This is a genomic window from Spinactinospora alkalitolerans, from assembly GCF_013408795.1.
Lineage (GTDB): Bacteria > Actinomycetota > Actinomycetes > Streptosporangiales > Streptosporangiaceae > Spinactinospora > Spinactinospora alkalitolerans.
The window spans coordinates 1,178,091-1,201,713 of record NZ_JACCCC010000001.1; the positions used below are offsets into that span (position 1 = coordinate 1,178,091).

The 23,623-nt window shown below is 69.0% G+C and carries 16 protein-coding genes; 8 read left to right on the plus strand and 8 right to left on the minus strand.

Annotated elements, in window-relative coordinates; translation table 11 throughout:
* Positions 1-41 precede the first annotated feature (41 nt).
* The 4 genes from HDA32_RS05470 to HDA32_RS05485 all read left to right on the plus strand — a co-directional run bounded on the left by HDA32_RS05470 (position 42) and on the right by HDA32_RS05485 (position 3,425).
* On the plus strand, positions 42-1,028 hold the full coding sequence (locus HDA32_RS05470; RefSeq protein ID WP_179642157.1) for a glutathione S-transferase family protein: 987 nt from the start codon (positions 42-44) through the stop codon (positions 1,026-1,028).
* Positions 1,029-1,088: 60 nt separating this feature from the next.
* Positions 1,089-2,150 (plus strand): LLM class flavin-dependent oxidoreductase, encoded by a 1,062-nt coding sequence (locus HDA32_RS05475; protein WP_179642158.1) that lies wholly within the window; start codon positions 1,089-1,091, stop codon positions 2,148-2,150.
* 101 nt (positions 2,151-2,251) lie between these two features.
* A complete protein-coding gene (locus HDA32_RS05480; protein ID WP_179642159.1) occupies positions 2,252-2,821 on the plus strand; it encodes a hypothetical protein in 570 nt (189 codons plus the stop codon).
* Between the two features lie 79 nt (positions 2,822-2,900).
* A complete protein-coding gene (locus HDA32_RS05485) occupies positions 2,901-3,425 on the plus strand; it encodes an FBP domain-containing protein (RefSeq protein WP_179642160.1) in 525 nt (174 codons plus the stop codon).
* Between the two features lie 67 nt (positions 3,426-3,492).
* On the opposite strand, the gene HDA32_RS05490 is transcribed toward HDA32_RS05485, so the two are convergent.
* Both HDA32_RS05490 and HDA32_RS05495 read right to left on the minus strand, forming a co-directional pair.
* Positions 3,493-5,475 carry a hydantoinase B/oxoprolinase family protein gene (locus HDA32_RS05490; protein ID WP_179642161.1) on the minus strand — a complete coding sequence of 661 codons (1,983 nt, stop codon included), beginning with the start codon at positions 5,473-5,475 and terminating at the stop codon, positions 3,493-3,495.
* Complete coding sequence (locus tag HDA32_RS05495) at positions 5,475-7,517, minus strand: hydantoinase/oxoprolinase family protein (protein ID WP_179642162.1); 2,043 nt, start codon at positions 7,515-7,517, stop codon at positions 5,475-5,477. The genes HDA32_RS05490 and HDA32_RS05495 overlap by 1 nt, the downstream gene beginning before the upstream one ends.
* A 141-nt stretch (positions 7,518-7,658) precedes the next feature.
* On the opposite strand from HDA32_RS05495, the gene HDA32_RS05500 reads away from it, so the two are divergent.
* Positions 7,659-9,200, plus strand: coding sequence for a PucR family transcriptional regulator (locus HDA32_RS05500; RefSeq protein ID WP_179642163.1), 1,542 nt, complete (start codon positions 7,659-7,661; stop codon positions 9,198-9,200).
* 179 nt (positions 9,201-9,379) lie between these two features.
* Here the strand turns inward: HDA32_RS05500 and HDA32_RS05505 are convergent, their stop codons facing one another.
* The 6 genes from HDA32_RS05505 to HDA32_RS05530 all read right to left on the minus strand — a co-directional run bounded on the left by HDA32_RS05505 (position 9,380) and on the right by HDA32_RS05530 (position 15,868).
* Positions 9,380-10,147 carry a hypothetical protein gene (locus HDA32_RS05505; RefSeq protein ID WP_179642164.1) on the minus strand — a complete coding sequence of 256 codons (768 nt, stop codon included), beginning with the start codon at positions 10,145-10,147 and terminating at the stop codon, positions 9,380-9,382.
* Complete coding sequence (locus HDA32_RS05510; protein ID WP_179642165.1) at positions 10,147-12,267, minus strand: hypothetical protein; 2,121 nt, start codon at positions 12,265-12,267, stop codon at positions 10,147-10,149. The genes HDA32_RS05505 and HDA32_RS05510 overlap by 1 nt, the downstream gene beginning before the upstream one ends.
* Positions 12,264-13,121 (minus strand): hypothetical protein, encoded by an 858-nt coding sequence (locus HDA32_RS05515; RefSeq protein WP_179642166.1) that lies wholly within the window; start codon positions 13,119-13,121, stop codon positions 12,264-12,266. The genes HDA32_RS05510 and HDA32_RS05515 overlap by 4 nt, the downstream gene beginning before the upstream one ends.
* Before the next feature lie 122 nt (positions 13,122-13,243).
* Positions 13,244-13,918, minus strand: a complete 675-nt coding sequence (locus tag HDA32_RS05520; protein ID WP_312863048.1) for a Crp/Fnr family transcriptional regulator — start codon at positions 13,916-13,918, stop codon at positions 13,244-13,246.
* A gap of 175 nt (positions 13,919-14,093) precedes the next feature.
* Entirely contained in the window at positions 14,094-15,488 is a 1,395-nt protein-coding gene (locus HDA32_RS05525; RefSeq protein ID WP_179642168.1) for a hypothetical protein, read from the minus strand.
* A gap of 59 nt (positions 15,489-15,547) precedes the next feature.
* Complete coding sequence (locus HDA32_RS05530; RefSeq protein ID WP_179642169.1) at positions 15,548-15,868, minus strand: hypothetical protein; 321 nt, start codon at positions 15,866-15,868, stop codon at positions 15,548-15,550.
* Positions 15,869-16,050: 182 nt separating this feature from the next.
* Between HDA32_RS05530 and HDA32_RS05535 the strand changes: the two genes are divergently transcribed.
* The 3 genes from HDA32_RS05535 (at position 16,051) to pglW (ending at position 23,577) form a co-directional block, all read left to right on the plus strand.
* A complete protein-coding gene (locus HDA32_RS05535) occupies positions 16,051-16,464 on the plus strand; it encodes a hypothetical protein (protein WP_179642170.1) in 414 nt (137 codons plus the stop codon).
* Positions 16,461-19,190: a KGGVGR-motif variant AAA ATPase gene (locus tag HDA32_RS05540; protein ID WP_179642171.1), complete on the plus strand. Its 2,730-nt coding sequence runs from the start codon at positions 16,461-16,463 to the stop codon at positions 19,188-19,190. Before HDA32_RS05535 ends, HDA32_RS05540 begins: the two co-directional genes overlap by 4 nt.
* Before the next feature lie 118 nt (positions 19,191-19,308).
* Positions 19,309-23,577, plus strand: coding sequence for a BREX system serine/threonine kinase PglW (pglW, locus tag HDA32_RS05545; protein ID WP_179642172.1), 4,269 nt, complete (start codon positions 19,309-19,311; stop codon positions 23,575-23,577).
* Positions 23,578-23,623: the final 46 nt, after the last annotated feature.

The following is a 23,623-nucleotide window of genomic DNA, read 5'->3' on the forward strand; positions in this document are numbered from 1 at the left end:
TTCTCGGCACCCGTCCCCGAAAGAAAGGCAGGGGTGCAGCCGTGGCCGACACGAAGGAGTTCAAGCGGTCGCCGAGCCGCTTCACCGACCGGATCACCGCCGACGGCGCGCAGGGCCGGCCGGTCGAGGCCGGGCGCTACCGGCTGGTGGTCAGCCGCGCCTGCCCGTGGGCGAACCGGTCGCTGATCGCGCGCCGCCTGCTGGGGCTGGAGTCCGCGGTCTCCCTGGCCGTGACCGACCCGATCCAGGACGAGCGGAGCTGGCGCTTCACCCTCGACCCCGACGGCCGCGACCCCGTGCTGGGCATCCGGTACCTGTCAGAGGCCTACCTGGCGCGCGAGCCCGGCTACACCGGCGGGGTGAGCGTGCCCGCGATCGTGGACGAGCCCAGCGGGGTGCTCGTCAGCAACGACTACCGCAACATCCCGGCCGACCTGGCCACCGAATGGACCGCGCTGCACCGCGACGGCGCGCCCGACCTCTACCCCCGGGCGCTGCGCGAGGAGATCGACGCCGTCGCCGAAGACGTCTTCCGCGACGTCAACAACGGCGTGTACAAATGCGGCTTCGCCCGCGACCAGGGCGCCTACGACCGGGCGTTCACGGCGCTGTTCGACCGCCTCGACGCGCTGAGCGAGCGCCTCGCCGCCCGCCGCTACCTGGTCGGCAGCGCCATCACCGTCGCCGACATCAACCTGTTCGTCACGCTGGTGCGCTTCGACGCCGTCTACCACGGCCACTTCAAGTGCAACCGGAACAAGCTGACCGAAATGCCGGTGCTGTGGGCCTACGCCCGCGACCTGTTCCAGACCCCGGGGTTCGGCGACACCGTCGACTTCGACCACATCAAGCGGCACTACTACGAGGTCCACCGCGAGATCAACCCGTCGGGGATCGTCCCGGCCGGCCCCGACCTGTCGGGCTGGACCACCCCGCACGGCCGCGAGGCCCTGCCCGGGACCCCGTTCGGCGACGGCACCCCGCCGCCCCCGCCGCCCGAGGCCGAACGCGTCCCGCCGCTGCGCTGACCGCCGCCCCCCCGCGGCCACCGGCCACCGGCCGCCGCCACGACCGAGAGAGAGCACGCGATGCCCTTCGAACTGGGGATCTACCACTTCGGGGAGATCACCGAGGACCCGCACACCGGGGAGCCGCCCACGCACCGCGGGCGGCTGCGCGACCTGGTGGAGCAGGCGCGCCTGGCCGACCAGGTGGGCCTCGACCTGTTCGCGGCGGGCGAGCACCACCGCACCGACTTCGTGATCTCGGCGCCGGCCGTGGTGCTGGCCGCGATGGCCGAGCGCACCGAGAACATCCGGCTGTCCTCGGCGGTCACCGTGCTGTCCTCCGACGACCCGGTGCGGGTGTTCCAGCAGTTCGCCACCCTCGACCTGCTCTCCGGCGGGCGCGCGGAGATCATCGCCGGGCGCGGCTCCTACATCGAGTCGTTCCCGCTGTTCGGCTACGACCTGGACCAGTACTCGGAGCTGTTCGCCGAAAAGCTCGACCTGCTGCTCCGCCTGCGCGAGGAGAACCCGATCACCTGGTCGGGCCGGCTGCGCCCGCCGCTGCGCGACGCCGACGTCACCCCGCGCCCCGAACGCGTCATCCCGGTGTGGGTCGCCGTCGGCGGCACCCCCGCCTCGGTGGTGCGCGCCGCCCAGCGCGGGCTCCCGCTGGCGCTGGGCATCATCGGCGGCGGATACGCGCGCTTCGCCCCGTTCGTCGAGCTGTACCGGGAACGGGCCGCGGCCGCGGGCTACGACCCCTCGGCGCTGCCGGTCTCCATCAACTCGCCCGGGTTCCTGGCCCCCACCAGCCAGCAGGCGCTGGACATCTCCTACCCCTACTTCGACGCCGGGATGACGCAGAACTTCCACCGGCGCGGGCACGGCTTCCACACCCCGCCCGAGGCCTACGCGGCGCAGTCGTCCCTGGACGGGGCCTACCTCAACGGCAGCCCGCAGCAGGTCGTCGACAAGATCCTCGCCGAGCACGAGGTGTTCGGACACCGGCGCCAGGTGATCCAGATGGGCTTCGGCGACGTTCCGCAGAAGGAGATGCTGCGCTCCATCGAACTCCTGGGCACCGAGGTCGCCCCGGTGGTCCGGAAGGAGATCGCGGCCCGCACCGGAGAGCAGACCGCGTGAACGCGCCGCTGAGACCACCCGGCGTCGCGTCGCGGCGCACCGCAGCCGATTCACCCCCTGAGGTGGCCGCGGACGCGGACTTTCCCGAGGAGCGCCGACGGGTGGTGCGGGAACTATGGGATTCCGGCAGTCCCGATGCCGCGCGCCTCGTCGCGTCGCCGACGTCGACGAGGGCCACGGTGGTCGAGGACGAGGTGCTGCCGCGGGACTGGCGTCTCCTGCTGTTCCAGGACAACGCCCCGCACGGTCTCGCCCTCTATGCGGTGGCCGGCCCGGAGGGATCGGCCATGGTCCTCTCCCGCCGCCCCGAAGGCTACGCGAAGTTCGCCGACGAGGCGGGGATCGGCGTCGACTCGACGGACGAGGCCCTCACCACCGCCGAGTTCTTCCTGGACAGGACGCGCGCCCTCCACGTCCACCAGTCGGTGCTGCACACTCCCTCCGATGCCGTGCTCTCCCGGTTCGCGGACGTGTCAAAGGCCGAGGAGCAGCTGGAGAGGGCCGTAAAGGCGCCGAGCGTCAAGCAGACCCGGAACGGGTACCGGATCATCCTGTACGTCCAGCGCGGCGACAGGGTCGACCGGTGGAAGGGCGCCGTCACCCGATCCGGCCGGATCGAGGGCGCGTTCACCACCGTCATCGAGGGGCTCCCGGTGGATCTCCCCCGCTGAGCTTTCCACGGTCCGCCCAGTGCGGACCCGGGAGAAACCAGGCGACGCGTGCCCGTGCGGGCTGCTAGTTTCGCGCACCGTGATTGCCATCAGCGAAGACGAGATCCGGAAGTCCTTCGTCAACTGCTCCAAGGGCGAGGCGCGCAGGCTGAACCTGCCCAAGGGGCTCGCCGAGCTGCCCTGGGCGGACCTGGACTTCCTGGGCTGGCGCGACCCGGGCGCACCGGACCGCGGCTACCTCGTCGCGGAGCGGGGCGGTGAGCTCGTCGGGGTCGTGCTGCGCGTCCCGCAGGGTGGCCGCAGGAGCTTCACCAAGACCACCGTCTGCTCGCTCTGCCTGACCGGCCACCCCGGCTCCGGGGTCTGCCTGCTCGCCGCCCGCAAGGCCGGTCCGGCCGGCCGCCAGGGCAACACGGTCGGCACCTACATCTGCGCCGACCTCGCCTGCCCCCTCTACGTCCGCGGAGTGAAGAAGCCCGCGATGGGCGGCCGCTTCGAGGAGTCCCTCACCCAGGACGAGCAGATCGCCCGCACCCTGGCCAACCTGGACCTCTTCCTCACCAAGGTCCTCGACGACACCGAGGCCGCCGCGACCCCGCGGTGACGGCAGGCACCGTGCGAGCACGGCGCCGGCCGTCACCGCCGCCCGCCGCGGGCGCGGTGCGGCCCGGTCAGCTCCAGTGCCGGGCGGCGCGTCGCTCCATCAGCTCCCGGAAGTGGCGGGTGGTCTCGGGGAGCAGCTCCCCGGTCCCCCAGTCGACGATGACGCCGTACTGTCGGATGAGGTCGAGCATGCTCAGCTCGCCCTCCCGGTAGCGCCGTGCGACCTCGGCCGGTTCCGTCTCCAGCCACGTCCGACGAACCAGGCGGATCTCCGATCGGGCGCGCTCGGTGGCCGCATGGTCGATCTCGTAGGCGTCGATCTCCGGATCCACGGGATCGACCACCACGCCGTAGTCCTTGCGGGCGCGCTCCACGGAGACGTAGCCGTCGATGACGTCCTCGAGCACGGCCTCGGCGTCGCGGTCCAGCGGGTCGCCGTAGCCGCCCCCGCCGGCCGAGGGGCGGGTGAAGGTATCGCCCGACTCGATCGCGACGTTGGAGAACATCGAACCGAGGAAGCGCTCCTGTGCGGTGCCCCTGTTCAGCCACACCCCGTGCGGGATCGACGGCAGGCCGCCCTCGATGCCCCACGTGACCGACCGGGCCCGGTCGCAGCAGTAGGAGATGACGCTCTTCTCACTGTCGGTGAGCGTCCCGCCCTTCTCCACGCCGCAGCCGCCGCGGTTGCGCCCCGGGCCGCCGGAGTCGGTGATGATCGCGTGCGTCGTGGTCAGCACCGGGTTGAGCCGCTCCTGGCCTTCGAGCGGCTGGACGGCCAGTCCGACTCCGAACACCGGCGAGGTGGCGTTGGAGCCGTCCTTGGTGCGCCGACCGCCCCAGCCGCCGGCCATCCAGTCGTACCACATGAAGTAGGAGCGGTCCCGGCTTCGGCCGTCGTAGCCGCCCAGCAGCAGGTACTCGAGGTTGAACGAGCAGGCGATCGCGCGCTCGGGGACGATGCCGGACCACAGCTCGAAGATCGCGTTCATGATCTTCTCGTACGGGCCCGAGCAGAAGCCGGTGACGGCGACGGGCCACCCCGCGTTGACGACCGTGCCCTCCGGCCCCAACTCGGTGCGCACGGCCCGGTAGAACCCGGAGTTCAGCGGGACGTCGGGGAAGAACGTCTTGGTCCCGGCGACGATCCCGGAGAACGCCGTGCCGTACCCGCCGTTGAGGAAGCTCGCCACGGCCGGCGCCGAACCGGTGAGGTCGTAGCTGACCTGGTCGCCCTCGATGGTCATGGTCACCCGCACCGGGACGAGCCCTTCGCCGCGGGCGGGGTCGAAGTCGATGTGGTCCTCGGTGGTCCACATGCCGTCCGGCAGCCGGGCCACCCGGCTGCGGACCAGGCGCTCCACGTAGTCCTGCACCTCGCGCAGCGCCTCGACCACGGTCTCGCGGCCGTACTTGTCGACGAGCCGCAGCACCTCGCGTTCGCACACGCTGGTCGCCTCGGCCTGGGCGTACAGGTCCCCGAGACTGATGTCGGGAGAGCGGGTGTTGGCGACGAGCATCTTGGCGAGGTCCTCGCGCAGTTCGCCGCGGTGCCACAACCGGATCGGCGTGATGCGCAGCCCCTCGCTGAAGTGGGTGGTGGCGTTGACGTCGAAGGAGCCGGGGACGTTGCCGCCGATGTCGGCCCAGTGCCCCTTGTTCTGAGCGAAGGCGATGAGCCGGGAGCCGGCGAAGATCGGCCGGATGAAGCTGACGTCGTTGAGGTGGGTGCCCCCCATGTAGGGGTCGTTGACCGCGAAGACGTCCCCGGGGTGGATGTCGTCGCCGAACTCGGCGATGACCGCCCGGCACTGGAAGTGCAGCGTGCCGACGTGCACCGCGATGTCCTGGCTGCCCTGCATGACCGTGTTGCCCTCGGCGTCGCACAGCGCCGAGGAGAAGTCCCGCGAGTAGATCACGAAGGAGTAGCAGGTGCGCAGGATCTGCTCGGACATGAGGTCGACGGCGGTCGCGAAGGCGTTCTTCAGGACCTCGAGGGTGACCGGGTCGAGACCTCGCTCCGGTGCCGTTCCCGTTGCGGTGGTGCCGCTCATCAGGCCTCCTCGCGGACGTGGATGCGGATGTTGAGCCACTCGTCGACGACCGCCCGGGCGCCGGGCGGCACCACGGTCGTGGAGTCGAGCTGCTCGATGATCGCCGGACCGGCCAGTTCGGTGCCGGCCTCGAGGGCGTCGCGTTCGTGGACGGGGGTCCGGACCCTGCCGCCGGCCTCCTCGAAGTACACGTCCCGTTCGGCGGCGGGCTCCGGCCGCGCGCCGGGAACCGGATCGTGTCTGGGAAACCGGGGCTTGGGCGTGGTCCCGACGGCCTTCAGGCCGAGCTGGTAGACCTCCACGGGGACCTCGTCGCGGCGGAAGGAGTACTCGCGCTCGTGCTCCTCGTGGAAGCGCTGGACGGCGGCGTCCAGGCCGCCCGGACCGCCGTGCGCGATGACGGCGAGGGAGCGCCACTGGCCCTCGTAGCGCATGCTGATGGTGCGCTCCAGGACGATGTGGTCATCGGACACACCCTCGTGGCGCAGCCGCTCGGTCGCCTCGCTCTCAAGGGCGGCGAATTCGCGCTCCAGCCGTTCCCGGTCGGCTTCCTGCGCGGTCGACTGGAACATGACCGAGAGGTCGTGGCGAACGTCCACCATCAGACACCCCTGCGCCGACGTGACACCGGGGTGCGGCGGGATCAGCACGACCGGGATCGACAGCTCCTTCGCCAGCGACGCGCCGTGCAGCCCGCCCGCGCCGCCGAACACCACGAGGACGAAGTCGCGCGGGTCGTAGCCGCGCCGGATGGAGATGAGGCGCACCGCGTCGGCCATGTTGGCGTTGGCCACCTGGATGACGTCGGCGGCGGCCTGGTCGAGCTCCCGGCCCAGCGGGGAGGCGACGCGCTCCTTGACGGCGCGTTCGGCCGCCTCCCGGTCGAGCCGCATCGCGCCCGCGACGAGCCGGGAGCCCAACCGTCCCAGCACGAGGTTGGCGTCGGTGTTGGTGGGCTCCGTTCCCCCTGCGGAATAGCAGGCCGGACCCGGTTCGGCCCCGGACGACTGCGGGCCGTTGCGCAGCGACCCCGCCTCGTCGATCCATGCGAGCGATCCTCCGCCGGCCCCGATGGTGCGCACCTCGATGCTGGGGAAGGAGATCGGATAGCCGTACTGGACGTGCCAGTCCTTGGTGACGCGGATCTCCCCGCCGTGCACGAGCGAGATGTCGGTGCTGGTGCCGCCCATGTCCAGGCCGATCGCGTTGTGGTACCCGGCGCGCCGGGCGATCTCGCGCACCGCGATGGCCCCGGCCGCGATCCCCGACGCGGCCAGCCGCACCGGGTAGCGCTGCACCATGCGCGGGGTCATGGAACCGCCGCCGGAGTGCAGGAGCAGCAGGTCGCCCCGGTAGCCCCCCGCGGCGAGCTCGTTCTCCAACCGGTCGACGTACCCGCTGACCAGCGGGGCCAGCAGCGCGTTGGCCACGGTTGTGGAGAAGCGGTGGTGCTCGAAGATCTCCGGGAGGACCTCGCTGGAGGTCGAGACGGCGACACCGGGGAGCTCCTCCTCCAGGATCTCCCGCATCCGGAGCTCGTTCTCCGGATTGGCGTAGGAGTTGATGAAGCAGACGGCGACGGTGTTGACGCCCTTGCGGGCCAGGACGCGGGCCACCCGGCGCGCCTCGTCCTCATCGAGGCGGGTCACGATCTCGCCGGCGTAGTCGATCCGCTCGGTGACCTCGTAGCGGTCCCGGCGCCGGACGTAGGGCCGGGCGACGTCGCTGTAGGCGTCCCAGAGGTCGTCCTTGGTACCGTCCCTGATCTCGATGACGTCGCGGAACCCGCGGGTGGTCACCATCGCCGCGGGCGGGAAGCGGCGGGTGATGAGCGCGTTGGTCGCGACGGTCGTGCCGTGCGAGAACAGGCTGACGTCGCTCAGGTCGACGCCCGCCTCGGCCACCCCGTTGAGGACGGCGCGCATCGGGTCGGACGGCGTGGACGGGACCTTCGCCACGGTCGTATGCTCGGTCGATTCGTCGAAAACACAAACGTCGGTGAACGTGCCGCCGACGTCGACCGCCACGCGGAGCTTCGGCAACGTGACCTCCTCCGGGTCTTTGGATTGTGTTCAACTATGCGAAGGAGGCCACCCTCGGACAATTGTGTGCGCCGAGAACGTGCCCCGGTGGCCTTGTGCATAGTGAGAACCGAAGCGGACAACGGTGACGGGAACGGGGACATGGTCGAGGATCGCTTCTGGCTGCGCCTCTCGGACGTCCTCGCCGAGCCGTCGCTGCGGCTGCGGCCGATCGTCGGGACGGAAGACGACCCCGTCGTGCGCGGCGCCCACCCGGTGGAGGCCCCCGATCCCACCCGCTGGCTCGAGCCGGGGTGGCTCATGCTCACTACCGGAACCGGGCTCGCCGACGGGCCTGACCCGACCGCGCGGCAGCGCCGGCTGGTCGGCGAGCTGCAGGACTTCGGTGCGGCGGCCCTCGGGTTCGCGACGGGGGTGGTGTGGGAGGAGGTCCCCGAGCCGCTGCTGGAGGAGGCGGCCTCCCGCGGCTTCCCCGTGTTCGGCGTTCCCGCGGAGGTCCCGTTCCTGCACGTCGTCGACTACGTCAACCGGCGTACCCTCGCGGCCGACCTCTACCGGTTGAAGAGCGTCGTCGGCATCCAGAACGACCTGCTGGAGGCCCTGACCGCGCGGGCGCCCGAGAAGGCGCTGATCCACCGGCTCGCCGCGCTGCTGCACGGAGCCGTCGTCCTCTACGGCCAGGACGGCGGGATCATCGCCTCGGAGGGCGGCGGTCCGACCAGGCTGATCGAGGCCGAGCTGCGCGTCGGCGCCACCGGTCGGCGCCGGTTCTCCGTGGGGCGCTGGTCGGTGGTCGCCGAACCGATCGTCGTGGGCGCCGTCACGCACTGGCTGGCGATCGCCTCCCGCGACCACGGGCGGGGCGACGAGCTCAACGAGACCGCGATCGAGGCGGCCCGCCGGATCCTGCACATGATGATCCGCTCCCAGGAGAGCCTCACGACCGAGGACCGGCTGCGCAGAGCGGAACTGCTGCGCGTGATGCTGTCGCGCGGGCCGCTCGACGACGCCTACGCGTGGGACCGGCTGGAGCGCTACCGCTTCGAGCGCCGCGAACCGCTGCGCATGGTCGCGCTGGCCAGCACCGAGTGGCCGGTCGGGCAGCGGGGCCGGTTCAGCGAGGCCCAGCGGCTGGAGCGGGTGGCCGACCTGGAGCGGGCCGCGGCCGACCTCGGGCTCCCGGTGCTGTTCGCCGGGCACGGGCAGCGGATCGCTGCGGTGGCGGCCGCACGGGAGAACCTGCTGGACGAGTGGTTCGCCCAGGCCCGCCCGGCCTACCGGTTCGGGCTCAGCGAGGTTTTCCACCGGCCCGACGACGCGCCCAACCGGATCCGGGAGGCCGACCTCGCCGCGACCTCCGCCGAGCACACCGGCACCGCCGTCCGGCGCTTCGAGGACGTCGACCTCGGCGAGTGGCTGATGGCGGGCCGGCCGGGCGACGAGATGCGCGCGAAGGCCCACCGGCTCCTGGCCCCCGTCGCCGACAACCCCCTCCTTATCGACGCGCTGACCGCTTACTTCGCGTGCTCGCTGGACGTCCAGCGCACCGCCCGGCGGCTCCGGTTGCACCCCAACTCGGTCCGCTACCGCCTGCGCCGGGTCGAACGGATCCTCGGCCGCGACCTGGCCGACCCCGCCACCATCACCGATCTCCACCTGGCCCTGCACCCCTCGATCAGGTGAGGCGGCGGTACCCGTCGCCCGCGAGACGGGAGGGCGCGGCCGGACACCTCACAAGGGCGTCCCGCTCTCCACGCCGATCCCGCTCCCACGGTCATGTCCGGGCCCGGACATGACCACAGGTACAGGACCGCCGAGAAGGGAACGGGCCGCCGACCGCGACGCGGCCGATCCGGCGGCCCTCAGGAGGTACCGGCGATGCCCTCCAGCTTCTCGCTCAGCCCGGGGCGCTCGCACGCCTGGAAGATCCGGTGCAGTTCTTCGACCACGCGGTGCCCCAGATGGGCCCGTTCGTCGGCGTTCAGCCCCTGCAGGAGTTCCATGCAGAGCCCGATCACCTGCCCGACTCCGTCATCAGCCTCTTGGGTAGAGGCCGTTGTGGAGTCGACCACCTCGTCCAGAGCGACGCCGATCTGCGGGATTCGCTCGACCTGGTCGGGGAAGCGAGCCAGCCACCAGAGTCTGGCCAGCCCCCCGTCCTGGAAGACCTCGGTGCGCAGCAGGCTGGCCTGCTCCATCGTCGTCCGGTGCCGCAGCGCCAGGACCTCGGAGTCGTGTTGCGCGAGCTCTCTGTCACGCGCCCTTTGGACGTCCTCGGCCGGGACCTCCAGTTCGCAGCGGGACCAGGCGATGCCCTGGGACGAAAGCTCCGGATCGGCGAGCAGCGCCCGGTTGACGTCCAGTTCCGTGCCTTCCGGGTCGGCCGGTGAGCACTTCCTCGCGACCTCGGCCGCGCAGGCGCGTACCGCACTCTGAGCAGCCAGCGACCGGGCGGCACGCTCCGACGGCTCGGACGTGCCGGGACGGATCGCCGCGGTGAACCGGGCGTTGAAATACAGCTCATCGAACTTACTGGGCAACCTGCCGGCGAAGTCGCTTTCGACGAGCGCGGGCTCCTCGCCCGAACGGGCGAGGAGGAACGAGCCGAGGGAGCGCCTGTAACCGAGCATCAGAGACCTTCTCTCCGTGCTTCTCCGGTCTTCGGGGCGAGGCTGACGGCATCATGGACGCGGTTTTTCAACTCCAGGATCATCGGAGTACCGCCGGAGTCCTGCTCGGCGTGCCAGTGGTCGATGAGTTTGCTCGCCGCTGCGACGCGCGGAATGCTGTCCTCGGCGGCGCCGGACAGGATGTCGGCGATCACCGCGAAGTCCCCCCGTTCCTTGACCAGTGAATTCAGCCAGGCCGTGATCGGTGGGCCCGCCAACGGTTGGTACTCGGTCTCCAGGAGCGGATGCCATGCCCGAGCGATGGCTCTGTTCAGCGGCCGCTGTTCCGCGGCCATGGCATCGGCGAGCAGGACGGGCAGACCGGTGTCATCCACCGTTGCGAGAAGGGCGGCGATCGCCTCCCTCGCGACCTGATGGCGCCCGCGTCGCCGCGGATCATTGGCCCATTCGGTCAGCTCCCGTAGGACCTGCGGCCTGATCTCCGGAGAGGCCGCGAAATGGCTCAGCGTCCGATGGACCTCGTGGCGAACCTTGTCGTCGGGAAGATCGGCCAGCCACTTGAGCCGGGTCAAGGCCGTCCCCGGATCGAGCGTTCCGTACGTGGAGCAGACCCGGACCGCCGCGATCGCGAGCGCGCGGTCGGAGGGGTTCTTGGCGATCTCGTAGAGCGTACGGCGCATGGCACGCCCTTCGCGGGGCCGTGCCGCGACGTTACCCGCCATGGCGACCGCGACGTCGACGGTCCTGGCCGACCGGGCCCACGCGATGAACAGCCCGGTCACCCAGGCGAAGTCATCGTGGCGTTCGGCGAGCCCCAGCCAGCGTTCGGCTATACGGGCCGGCCACGTCGGCGGGTGACCGCCGTCGGGAATCCGCGTACTCCAGTCCAGTAGCGGTTTTCGGACCCGGGGATGCTGCCACCACAGGTAGTCGAGTACAGCGGGGGAGTAGGCCAGATCGGTGAACCGGACCGTGCGGTCGGGGCCCACTTCGGCGCCCACCCGACGCACGGTCGCCTCCAGGCCGGCCCCTGATATGCCGGTGGCGTCCGAAGGGGCCACCTCGAGTTCGCCGGCGAGCCGCGCGGCCGCGATCAGCACCTGGTCGGCCGGTTCGTGCTCCAGCATCGCCACGGTGGCCAAGAGCACCCGGTCGTAGATCCCGGCCTCGCTCTGACGCCGCTCGAACCACTTCTTCAGCTCTTCTTCCCAGTTTCCGTAGGCGGAGAGCGCCAACGTGATCCAGTCGTCCTGCCCCACCTGCGGGTCGGCCAGGAAAGCCTCATGGGCCAGACGCGCCATCCGCGCGGCCGAAGCGGGTCTGGCCTCGTCGAGGGCCGCGGTGACCCGCTCGTCTTTCAACCACGCGTCCGCGTCGGCGGCGGGAAGGAGGTGGTGGAGATGCCGGAGGAAGACGTCCCTGCCCCGAGGTGCGGTGACCGGCAGCCTGCGGGCTCCTCCGATACCGCCGTCCGGACTCTGGCCGTCGCGCATGACGATGACAACGGCCGACCCGCGCTCCCTGGCCTTGGCCGCGTAGCTGTGCAGGGACTGGGCCCGCGTCTCGGTGAGCGGGCCCGTCCCGGACAGGTCGATCAGATACCCCTGACCGGAGTCGCAGACCAGTTTGGCCGCACTCCACGCCTCGTCCTCCTCCACCTGGACCGGGCGGATCGGAAGCCCCAGCTCCGCGAGCGCGGCGATCGCGGCCCAGCGGCGTCCGGTCCCCGGCTCCCCGACCACGGCACCGGAACCGGTGGCCTTCAGGTCGGAGACGAACCGCCGATGGCGCTCCGGGACCGCGGAAACGAACGTCTCCCTGACGAACTCCACGTAGTCGGACTTGAAGTGTCCGGCCTCGAACAGGTCGACCGCGAAGTAGTTGTGCTGCTGCCCGATGGTCTGCCGGTTGTCCTCGTATCGGTGATGGCTGTGCACACCGCCGTACACCGTTCCCGCCTGGATGATGTTCTCGGCGTCGCCCTGGTTGGTGTAGCTGTTTCGAACCGGCGCCTCCGGGACGCGGCCTTCCGGCTCACCGCCGCCGTACCCGGGGCCGTCCGCCGGCGGCTCGGCGCCCGGACCTCGGTGCTCGTCCCATGGGTACTGGGGCTCGCTCACCGGTTTCCCCTCCCGGAGGAGTTGATGCCGCCGTGGAACGTCTCCGTCTGGACGATGTTCTCCGCGCTGCCCGTGTTGCTGAATTTGTTCACCGTCGGCGCGGGCGCCGGGCGTTCCGCCGTCGGCGGTTGAGCGGTGGGGACGGCGGAGTCCGGTTCGGCGGCTTTCCGTTCCGCGGCTTCGACGCTCCGGGAGGCCTCCGCCGCCATCGAGGGAGTCGGAACGTAGAGGTATCCCTCGGAGGTGTAGGCCTTAGTGGGCAGGCTGACGTGTACCGGCCGGAACCTGCTCGACTGCACTCCGCCGAAGCCGCCGAGCACGGCGTCCTCGTAGACGCGGCGGGAGACGATCACGGCGAGCAGCGTGGTGTTCGGGTCGGTCCCGGCGAGCTCCGCCTTGACCGGCTCGGCATCCAGCAGCCGGTGCACCTGGATCATCGCCTCGCCCATGGCGTCGACCGGGCTCTGCCCCCGGGTGTCGGGCAGCGGTCCCACATCGATGCCGGCGCGCAGCCGCAGCCGCAGTTCCCGGTCGTGGAACGCGAGCCGCGGCTGCAGCAGGCGGAGTTCATCCTCCAGCCGGTCGAGGAACGGGTGGATCAGGTAGGGCAGGTACTCGGGTTCCATCCCGATGACGTAGCCGTCGCCGCTGTGCCGGGAGAAGCGTGCCTCGCTCCAGACCTGCTCCATTCCACTGCGGTGGAACGCCCTGGCCAGGACTTCGGGGATCGCCTGCCCGATGATCTGCTGGCTCCGGTCGGTGTTGCGGCTGAACTTCTCCGCGTCCACCGCGAGTACCGCGCGGTACGGGGGCAGGGGAACGCTGCCGGTGCCGTTTCGCTTTTCGAGTTCCATGGAGGCTCCGAGAATCGCATGAGGTCGGGCCCGGACGCTCCGGCCCGTCGATTCCCCAGCCTCCGGGGTGAAGACCCGCCTCTGTGTTCAGAACCGGACACAGCCGGACCCAGTGGCTCAGATCACGCGTCGCCGCGCGCGAGTGAGGTCAGCAGCGCGTGGTCGTGGATGGCCACGTGGTTCCGTCCCGTGCGGATCACGCCGAGCTCTTTCAGGCGGGCGTACTCCAGCGCCACCGAGGTCCGGGAGAGCCCGATGTAGTCGGCGATCTCCTGCTGCGGCAGGGCGATGTCGAGCAGTGTTCCGCGTCCCCGAGAGGAGCCGGCGTCACCGATCCCGGGTTCGATGGGCTCTCCCAGCGTGTCGGCGAGCCGCAGGAGTGCGGTGGCGAGCCGTCGTCCGGCCGAAAGCATCGACTGCTCGGCGCGCAGCTCGTCGCTTTCACGCTGGCGGGTGAGGATGCTCTGCCAGACGGCGGACTCCAGCCCGGCTTTCTGAACGGACCGGCGGAACCTGTCGCTGAGGAACACCCGTGTCTCACAAGGGGCCGTGGCGACGACCGTCGCCCCGCGCGCCTGACCCGACCACAGCGAAGGCTCACCGAGCAGTTCGCCGACTCCGCGGAACGCCAGCGGGACCTCGGTCCCCTCCGGCCGGAGCATGGAGACCCTGGCCACGCCGCTCATCACCAGATGCACGGTCGTACCGGGCTCGCCCTGGCGCATGATCGGCTCACCCCGGACATACCGCCGCAGACTCCCGCTGCCCGCCATCCGCCGCCACTGCTCATCCGTCACCAGACTCCCGAACCCCTGACGCGCCAACTGGCCCTCACTCCCATCGCGTTTTGCTCCAATGGCAATACCTGGATCCAGGCCGTGGAAGCGCTTCTCGGGAACTGGCCGCTTCCGGTCGTGAAAGCGGAGCCGTGGGCGGACGGCTCATGACGGTCGGCCGCTCATCGAGCCCTGGTCACATGGGCCATGACAGCGGGAGTCTGACGGCTCTTGTCAGTTCCTCATTGAAGAGCGATATCTGTTCATCGGTCTTGAATTCGTCGGCCGGCAGGTGCGCAAGGCTCGGCGCGCCGAGCCCGTGGACCGCATCATCATAGGCAGACGAAATGGCAGAGCCGATAAGGAGTGTTGTGGCTTCGTCGATGTCGATGTCTTCTGCAGGCCAGCCATATCTGCCTTCGGTGACCCTCAATGGCGGGAAAATACTCCAGACGTCTTGTTCGGGATCCACAAGACGTAGTGCTCCAGGGCCGACGAAGTTCATGCCGTAGTGAGAGATCAGGCTTGGATCCTTGCTGCGCTCGTGCATGAGGTCGGCCGAGTAGAACAGCGTCACCTCCGGAACCCGTTGTGCATAATGCAGGACACGTGTGGCGCACTCGCGTATTGAAGAAGCGGATGACAGAGTCGGGACCACCTTGCCCATGCGTAGTCCGGTGCGGTGTACTATCTCCTGGTGGAGCGCATTGACAGACTGCGCTGAAGGCCATGATGTAAACGACCTGATGTCCAAAGACGAAGCCGCTCTTGCGGCGCTTATGAACCGGGACGGTGGATGGAACTCCTGCCATTCGACCTCCGGTTCCCTGGAGTGGAGACCCGGTACAACCGGATTGAGGGCGAAATCGATCATGGCCATAACGGTGATCGGATCCAGTTCACGCCCAGCAAGGTATTCAGCAAATCTGTACGGTATCCCGTATTCGCTATCGAAGACCTTGCCGAGCATTCGCAGTAATGCTGGATCGGCGTACCTGTTGAAGGTGCCCGTCTGCTGGGTGACCTCATCGAGTACAGCTGCACACTCAAGTAGTAGCCGGGTGCTCAGCAGCCCCTCGTTTCCTGCCACCAGACTCATCTGTCCAAGGATCCTCGGACCGCCCCTCTCAGATGGGAGACGCGGAAGCATTTCTTTTTCTTCACTCTGGACCCAGATGATGTGCAATGCTGACTGAACGGATTCCCTCGTTGCCCATGAATGGGCCGGTACGCTCAAGAACCTCGGCTCCAAAAGGATCTGGTAGGCCATGTGCAGGTCCAGCCAGTCCTGTTGGTGAAGACTCAGCTGAGTGCCGAGGCGGTTCTCGGGGTCCGTGTCGGAGTAGTCGAAAATCGGAACTCCGGTTGACCACCCACGAGAGAAGCGCACAATATCCTGGGTATCGAGGTTCTGGAGTGTGTGAGCTGCCAGGACATCCCGGGTCCGACGCAGTAGCGTAAGGAGGACTCCGATCGTCGAGCCGTGGAAACGTGCCCAGTGACTGCTCTCATGGATATAACGCATATTCCATGATGCAACGGCGGTCACTATGTCATTTGCGTCTATATTGGTGGGGTCCAGGAAGAGCATCTGGCTTCGCAGATTCAGTTCTGCTCCGGACGGACTGGACAAACGGGGCGTGCAGACGCTCATCGAGTACTTTCCGAACCGCTTTCCGAGGCTGGGCGGTCGTCACTTTCAGAGGCGGGTTTCACCTCGCTCACCTTCCCACGGTCCCGTGCACGACTCACGAGGAGACGGAGCGAGTCGTAGATCGCACTCGTCGCGATGCCCGTCGCGATGGCGATCGCTATCTCGGCCCACGCGTCATGGCGGAGGGACCCTTGGTCGGCCGGGCCGGCGGCCTCGAATCGGACCGTGCAGTGCCGTCCGAGGACGGGATCGGCGGCGATCTCCTCGGCCAGGACTTCGAGATTGGCTCTCTCACCGCGGTACACCAAAGTCTCCATGCCGATCAGACTGATCAGGGCATTCGGAAGTTCCCGGGGTTCCGAAAGAATCCGAGGATCAGCGGCTCGCCTCTCCTCCGGAGTGCCTGGGCGCAGTAGACGCAGAGCCGGCGCAGCGCACGGCCGAGATCAGGGAGGTGGAAAGCGGCCTACCGGTCGTAAGCGACCAATACGCTTGCGGCATGGCGATCGAGGTCAGCATCCCCAGTCTCAAGGCCGCCTACGCCACGCATCGCGACACCGCCGACAGTCTCGGTTCGGGAGTGTCGGCGTGCTTACTGCGCTTCTACGCGGTGGAATGTGCGCTCAAGGCCGCCCTGCTCCGGAGAGAGAACAAGCGGAGCACGGCGGATCTGGAGAAGCGCGACCGGTCCCATGACCTGCGAGCACTGGCCATACGGCTCAGGCTGCCACGACACGAGATCGAATCGCTGATCGACTGTACGCTCAAGTCCGACAGTGGTCGCCGGGTCGCTCCAGAGGAACTCCATGAGGTGTGGCGCTACGGCGCCGCATTGCGGGATGAGGACCAGAAGCGGATGGAGGCCACGCTCTTGGCCTTGCTCACCTGGGTACGACGGGAACCGGGACTGTGACGGACACCTTCTCCATCAATCCGCCGGACCGTCTGTTCACCTGGGTCGACGTCGACGAGCATTTCCGGTCGCTGGCGATGCGCAGGCGGTGGCCCGGCTGGCTTCGAGAGGTGAGCGCCTACTGGGACGGCGTCGAGTTCACCGTCCTTGCGGGAACGGACCAGGGGGAGATCTGGGCCTGGCTGCGCTCTGTTCTCGGGCGCTTGAGCATCGACACTGAACGCGCCGTCATCCTCCTGGAGTCCCCGGACCAGGAACGTGTGCTGCCGGTCGTGTTCGTCTGCGTGGACGCGGACGATCCGACTTCGGCCAGGCGGCGTCCGGAATGGAACGAAACCCTCCTCACCTCCGATCTGGGCCGGCCGCTCCCGTCGCCGACAGCACGTCGATTCGCTGATGAAATAACGGTCGGCGCCTTTCACTCCTTCAAGGGCGGTGTCGGACGCACCCTGCACTGCGTGGCTCTCGCGCATCTCGTCGCCACCCGAAGCCGCGAGCGGGTCCTGCTCATCGACGCCGACATGGAGGCTCCCGGCGTCAGCTGGATGATGCGCTCCCAGGGATTCCGGGGCGAGTTCTCCTTCGCGGACTTCCTCGCCCTGGTGCACGGCTCGATCGAGGGCGACAGCGCAGAGGCGGTCAAGATCGCTCGACCCTACCTGGTGAACCAGGAGATGGACGGCGTCTTCGTTCTTCCGGCGCAGCGCGACCCGGAGAAGTTCGGGCCGCCGCGCATCGAGCCCCGGCACCTGCTCTCACCGGGCCGCTCTCCGTACTTCCTCACCGAGTCGCTGGCCGATTTGGCGCACGAGCTGGGAGCCAGGACGGTACTGATCGATCTGAGGGCCGGCATGAGCGAGACCAGCGCTCCGGTCCTTCTGGACCCGAGGGTCAAGCGGGTGTTCGTCACCACTGTCAGCGATCAGTCGGTCCGAGGCACGGTCCGCCTCTTGAACGAGTTGGCGCTGCGGGCGCCCAGCCTGCGTGAGTCCGACCCCGTTCCGACCGCGCTGATCACCCAGTTCGACGATCGCGACCACGAGGAGCTCGTCGAATCCGTATCCAACGACTTGGGCGATGCCATCGCGGGGATCATCTCTCCCGGCGCAGGAGGGGAGGACTCGGCCGACCGCGGAACCGGAGAGCTGAGCCGCCTGTTGATCAGCGCGCCGCTGCGCAGTCCTTTCAATTCCGCCCTCCTGGCGCTGCCCGCCGCATGGGGAGCGGTCCGGACCGCTCTCGACCGCGCCGAGACCCTCGACGTCCTCGAGGAACTCGCCGACGAGCTCACGCCGCCGCATGAGGACTCGGCCGAGGGGCGGCTTTCGGCCTACGAAGCCGAAAAATGGCAACGGGATCGGGGCCGCCTGGCGGAGTTCGCCGACCGGATGCGCTCTCCGGAGAGCGGGGACGTAGGCGGCGATCTCCTGCGTACGGACGCACTGGTCCATCTGGCCACCGCGCACCGGACCGACCTGCCGATCGAGATCATCACCGGCGCCAAAGGCTCAGGAAAGACGTTCACGTACCTCATGCTGTGCCGGAACAGGCGCTGGCAGGACTTCGTGAAGGAGGTCAGGGGGGCCGGAGCGGAACTGGACGCGCCGATCGTTCCCGTCCTCGCTCCACGTGATCTTGCCGGGAAAGCGAAAGAGACGGTCGACACGGCCGGATCCGCAGCCGCCAGAGAACTCGGAGGCGCCCGCCCCGACACGACTCCGCACGACCTCATCACCGAAGCGCTCAGTCGGCAGCACACGGATATGGAGTGGCGGCAGATCTGGCTCACCTGCTTCGCGCGTGCAGCCGGACGGACTTCCTACCCGCACATGGCCGAAGAGGTGCTGGCCGGTCTCGCCGCCAAGAGCCGTGCGGTGTTCGTGTTGGACGGGCTGGAAGACCTCTTCCCCGAACCGCACCAGGACACACGCCAACAGCAGGCGCTGCGCGTGCTGCTGACGGATTGCCAGGAATGGCTGCGCGCGCTGCGCGGCCGCCCGCTGGGACTGATCGTTTACATCCGTCGGGACCTGGCTCAACGCGCTCTGCCGGGCGACTCCGGTCGCATCCTCGCCGAGTACCGCAACCATGCGTTGCGGTGGGAGCGGACCGAGGCGCTGCGGCTCGTGGCCTGGGCGGCGGACAGGGCCAAGGCACTGCCCTTCCCGAGAGACAAGAAGGTGCTCTCGGCAACAGAGAACGAATTGTCCGAGCATCTGACCTCGATGTGGGGCGAGCAGATGGGGGCCCGAGGGGCGAAGGAGGCGCGTTCCCAGGAGTGGTTTCTGACGGCCCTTTCCGACTTCACCAATCAGATCCAGCCCAGAGATGTTTTCCGGTTTCTCGCCGAGGCGGCCCGCCTCTCGGCGGCCGAGCCAGGGGAGTGGAAGCGACTGCTCGCTCCTTCGGCGATGCATGAGGCGCTGCTCGCCTGCAGCCGGGCCAAGACCGAGGCGATGGCCCGGGAGATTCCGGCCGTCGGTGCGGTCTTCGAGCGCTTCGCGGGGGTGGACGAGGACCGCCGAACGGTTCCCTTCGACTCCGAGGCGATCCCCCTGAACCTGGATGAGTTCGAAATCCTCACGGCCAATGGGATCATTGCCCAGGTCAAGGGGGAGTACTGGATGCCGGAGATCTACCGTCGAGCGCTCGGCTTCACGGCGAAGCGGAGGCCACCGCTGCTGTCCATCGCCAAGGAGGCCCGGCGGCGCTCGGCCGGCCTGTGACCGGTCGGCGCGGATCAGCCGGAGACTGCTGCTCGGCCTTGGCGGTACGGGGAGGAGGTGTCTCCGCCGACCTCTATCCTTGGCCGGAGCGGTTCGTAGTTGAAGAGAGGGCGTTTCGATGGCCGACCGGTGGTGGGGACAGCGCTCCGAATACGTGTGGGAGCAGGAGGCGCTCGAGCACGTCAAGGCCCAGATGCCCGACCGCGACCCCTACCGCGCGTGGCAATGCTTCTCCTTCACCGCCAACACGGGCCAGATCCGCGAGTGCGACCTGTTCGTCGTCACGCCGGTCGGTGCCTTCCTGGTCGAGATCAAGAGCCATCCCGGACGCGCCACGAACCTCGGCGGCACGTGGGTGTTCCAAGGTGAGCGCCGACGCACCATCGACAACCCGTTGCACCTGGTCAATCAGAAGGCCAAAGAACTCAAGAGTCAGCTGGAGTGGGCCGCCAGGAAGCTCAAGATCCACGACTACAGTTCCCCGTTCTTCCAGGCCGCGGTCTTCCTCTCCGCCCCGGACCTGCGCTGCGCGTTCGACGACAATCAGAAGCAGCATGTCTACGGCCGCGACGGACTGGAGAAACAGACCGGCCTCGACGGCATCTGGAACGGCCTGCTCAACAGGCCGACGGGGAGGAGCAGGCCCGATCCGGTCTTCTTCCGCAACGTCGCCCGACTGCTGCAGGCGATCGGGGCGCAGCCCAACGATCGCGACCTTGAGTTCGGCTCCTACGTGTTGGACAGGCGGGCGTTCGACAGCGGCCCGACCTGGACCGACTACCTCGGCGAGCACACGATGCTCAAGAGCAAGCAGAGCCGCACGCGCATCTACCACCACGGCGAGGCCGGTAGCGACGCCGCCAAGGAGTCCATCAAGCGGGCCGCCGACCGGGAGTTCCGCTCTCTTGACGGTATCGCCCACGAAGGCATCGTCAAGGCCGAGCACTACGGCGTGATCGACGGCCGCGGGCCGGCGATCGTGTTCGCGCATCGGAAGAACTGGCAGCGCCTCGACCACTACATGCAGGAGAACGGAGAGGATCTCGACGCTTTCACCAGGGTCGAGATGGTGCGCCAGCTCGCCGAGGCGGTCAACCACGCCCATCGCAACCGACTCTTCCACCGCGCCCTGGCCGCGCGCAGCGTCTGGGTCGAGCTCGACGGGCGCTACCCCCGGCTGCGCATCGCCGACTGGCAGGTCGCCGCACGCCAGGGCACCGCGTTCAGCAGCGGAGGACACACCACACGCCAGGGGGACACCCGGCATCTGGAGGATGCCATGGGGGCCCGTGTCCTGGCCGATCACGTCGAGGCCGCGGCACAGGCCTACCTCGCCCCGGAGTTCCCCGCCTTCAACGGCGATCCGCGTGCGCTCGACATGTTCGGTCTTGGCGCACTCACCTATCTGATCTTCAGCGGCCGGGCACCGGGCAGGGACCGCTACGAGGTCAGCGAGCAGATCAGGGAGCACGGCGAGCTTACCCCCGCCGCGGTCAGCGACGACGTCACCCCGGTCATGGACACGCTCGTTCGCGAGGCCACGCGGCGGGCCCCGGGAGAACGTACCCGATCCCCCCGCGACTTCCTGCGCCGGATCGACGAGGTCGAGGAGTACCTGACCCGCCCCGACGCCGTCACCGACCCGCTCACAGCGGTCAAGGGCCAGGAGGTCATCGACGGCTGGACGGTCAAGAGCGTCCTCGGCAAGGGCGCGACCTCGCGGGCTCTGCTGGTGGAGCGCGACGGAGCCGAGCGGGTCTTCAAGATCGCCATCGACAAGACGGCCGCGAGCAAGCTCGCCCACGAAGCCGAGCAGCTCAAAATCCTTCGCAACCACCGCATCGTCGCGATGATCGGCGACGACCTGCTGACCATCGGCGAGCACACCGCGCTGCAGCTGGAACTCGCCGGGGAATTCACCCTCGCCGAGTACCTGCACCTGGCGGGCAGTCTCGGTATCGAGGAGCTGCACCGGTTCGGGGTCCACCTGTTCGAGGTGGTCGACTACCTGGAGGACCGCCAGGTCTTCCACCGCGACATCAAACCGGCCAACCTGGGGGTCCGCGAGCGCAGGAAGAAGGGCAGGGAACTGGTCCTGTTCGACTTCTCCCTGGCCGGGGCCAGAGTCGAGGACGCCAAGGCGGGCACCACCGGCTACCTTGATCCGTTCCTGGATCTGGACGAGCCCAAGCGGTCCTACGATGCCGCCGCCGAGCGCTATGCCCTCGCTGTCACCCTGCATGAGATGGCGTCGGGAGAACTCCCGGTCTGGCACGAGGACGGGGTCGACCCCAGCTTCCTGCCCGCCGACGTCGAACTTCCGCGGCTGCGTGAAGAGGGCTTCCCCGATCAGCTGCGCAAGCCGCTGACCGCGTTCTTCCGGCGCGCCCTGCACCGCAGGCCCGAGCGTCGATTCGACTCGCTGGACGAGATGCGCGCCGCCTGGGAGCGGGCCTTCCAGGCCCCGGCGGAGCGGCCGGTCACCACTCCGGACAGCCTCGCCGCGGGTCCCCTGGACGACGAGGCGACCCGGCGACGCAACGCCGAGACCGCCACCGCCGAGACCCCGCTCTACCTTGCGGGCCTCAGCCCGCGCGCGCTCGACGCGGCCACCCGCGTACTGCGCTGCGAGACCGTGGGTGACCTGCTCGCCAAGGCAACGGCCGATCTGCGCCGCGTGCGCGGGGTCACCCTGCATACCCGCAATGAGCTGGTCGCCCAGGTCAACCAGTGGCGCAAGCGGCTGGACAAGGCCGAGCCGGTCGCCTCGGTGACCGCCAAACTGCCCGCAGGCGGTGACGAGGAGGCCAAGCGGCAGGCCAAGGAGCAGGCGAGCCTCGACAAGATCATTCGCCAGTTCATCCCCAAGACCACGGAGGAGAACAAGGCGTGGGTCCGGGTCACGCGTGAGCTGCTGGGTCTGCCCGAGGACGCTCCGGCCGCACCTGTCTGGCCCACTCAGAAGGAGGTCGCCCAGCGGCTCCGCCTGAACCAGGTCTATGTGTCCCAGCAGCTCACCAGGGCGCGCAGGCAGTGGCAGAAGAGCAACCTCCGCGCGGCGGTGCGGGCCGACGTCATTACGATCCTGGAGCGGCACGGCCGTCTCCGTGAAGTCCGCCAGATCGCCGAAGAGCTGCTCAGCATGCGCGGCTCCGCACTTGAGGATGCGCAGGCCCGCCAGGCGCACGCCCTGGCGGCGGTGCGTGTGGTCGCCGAGTACGAGGAGCGCGTCGAGGAGCCGGCGTTCGTGCTGCGGCGCAGCCGTTCGAACAGCAGCGTGCTCGTCGCCCAGGTCATCGACGACGATCCCAGTGTCCCGGTCGAGGCCGACATGCTCGACTATGCGGTGGCGCTGGGCAAGGCCGCCGACCGGTTGGTGAAGTTCGACGACGACACTCCACTGCCGTCTCCGAGCGACGTACGCGCGGCGCTGCGTGCCGTCCCTTGCGAGGAGGGCATGACGCCGCTTTCCGACGTCGACCTGGTACTACTGGCCGCGGCGGCCTCCGAGCACGCCAGGGCGACCGCCCGCCTGGAGCTGTATCCGGAGACCTTGAACTTCGCCCGGGCGCTGGATCTGACCCAGGCGGTCAGTTATCTGGGCGAGCCGGGGATCACTCCGCAGCAGATCCGCGACCGGGTCCGGGCCCGCTTCCCGCGGTTGGCGATGCCCGACGACTTCGAGCTTGAGAAGCTGCTGAAGAGCCGGCACCCCGAACTCAGCAGTCATAGGGTCGACGGCGTTGTGCACTGGTACCTGCCGGCCGTGGTCAGCTACGCCTCGACGGGCACGATGACCGGGCTCGGCGGCGGCCCGATGGCGGCGCCCTCCGAGCAGCAGCGCGCCGAGCGCCGACTCGACCAGGCCGCGGCCAAGGGCGGCTACCTCGCCGTCAAGACCTGGCTGCAGGATGCCGAGCGCGCCGCCGCGCGGGTGAGCTCACGTCCGGACGTCGCCGCCATCGACGTCTCAGCGGAGTTCGTGTCGATCCTGACCCGGATGATCGACGAGTTCGGCGGCCCACCCTGGAGCATCGTCGTCGGCGCCGACCGCCCGGGAGGACCGCCAGAGTTCGGCAACATGGCAGCCGAAGCCTGCACGAAGCTGGGGGAACGCATTCGCGCGGCGGCCACCGACCGCCCGGTGTTCCTGCACGGGGCCACCCCGCTGGCCCGCTACCCCGCCGGCCGGAAGCTGCTGCGTGCCCTGTCCCAGGACGCCCGCGACAACGGGACCGCTCCATACGGCTTGTGGCTGCTGTGCCCCATGCGCAACCCCCAGCGCCCGGCTGCCCTGGACGACGAACCGGCCGGCACCATCACCGAAGCCGAGCAACTGGAACTCCCCAGAGGCTTCGGCGCCGAGGCAGTGGCCCTGGCGGGGTGAAGTGCGGCCGCCTGCCACGAGCAGCGTGAAGTTCCGGCTTGTTTCC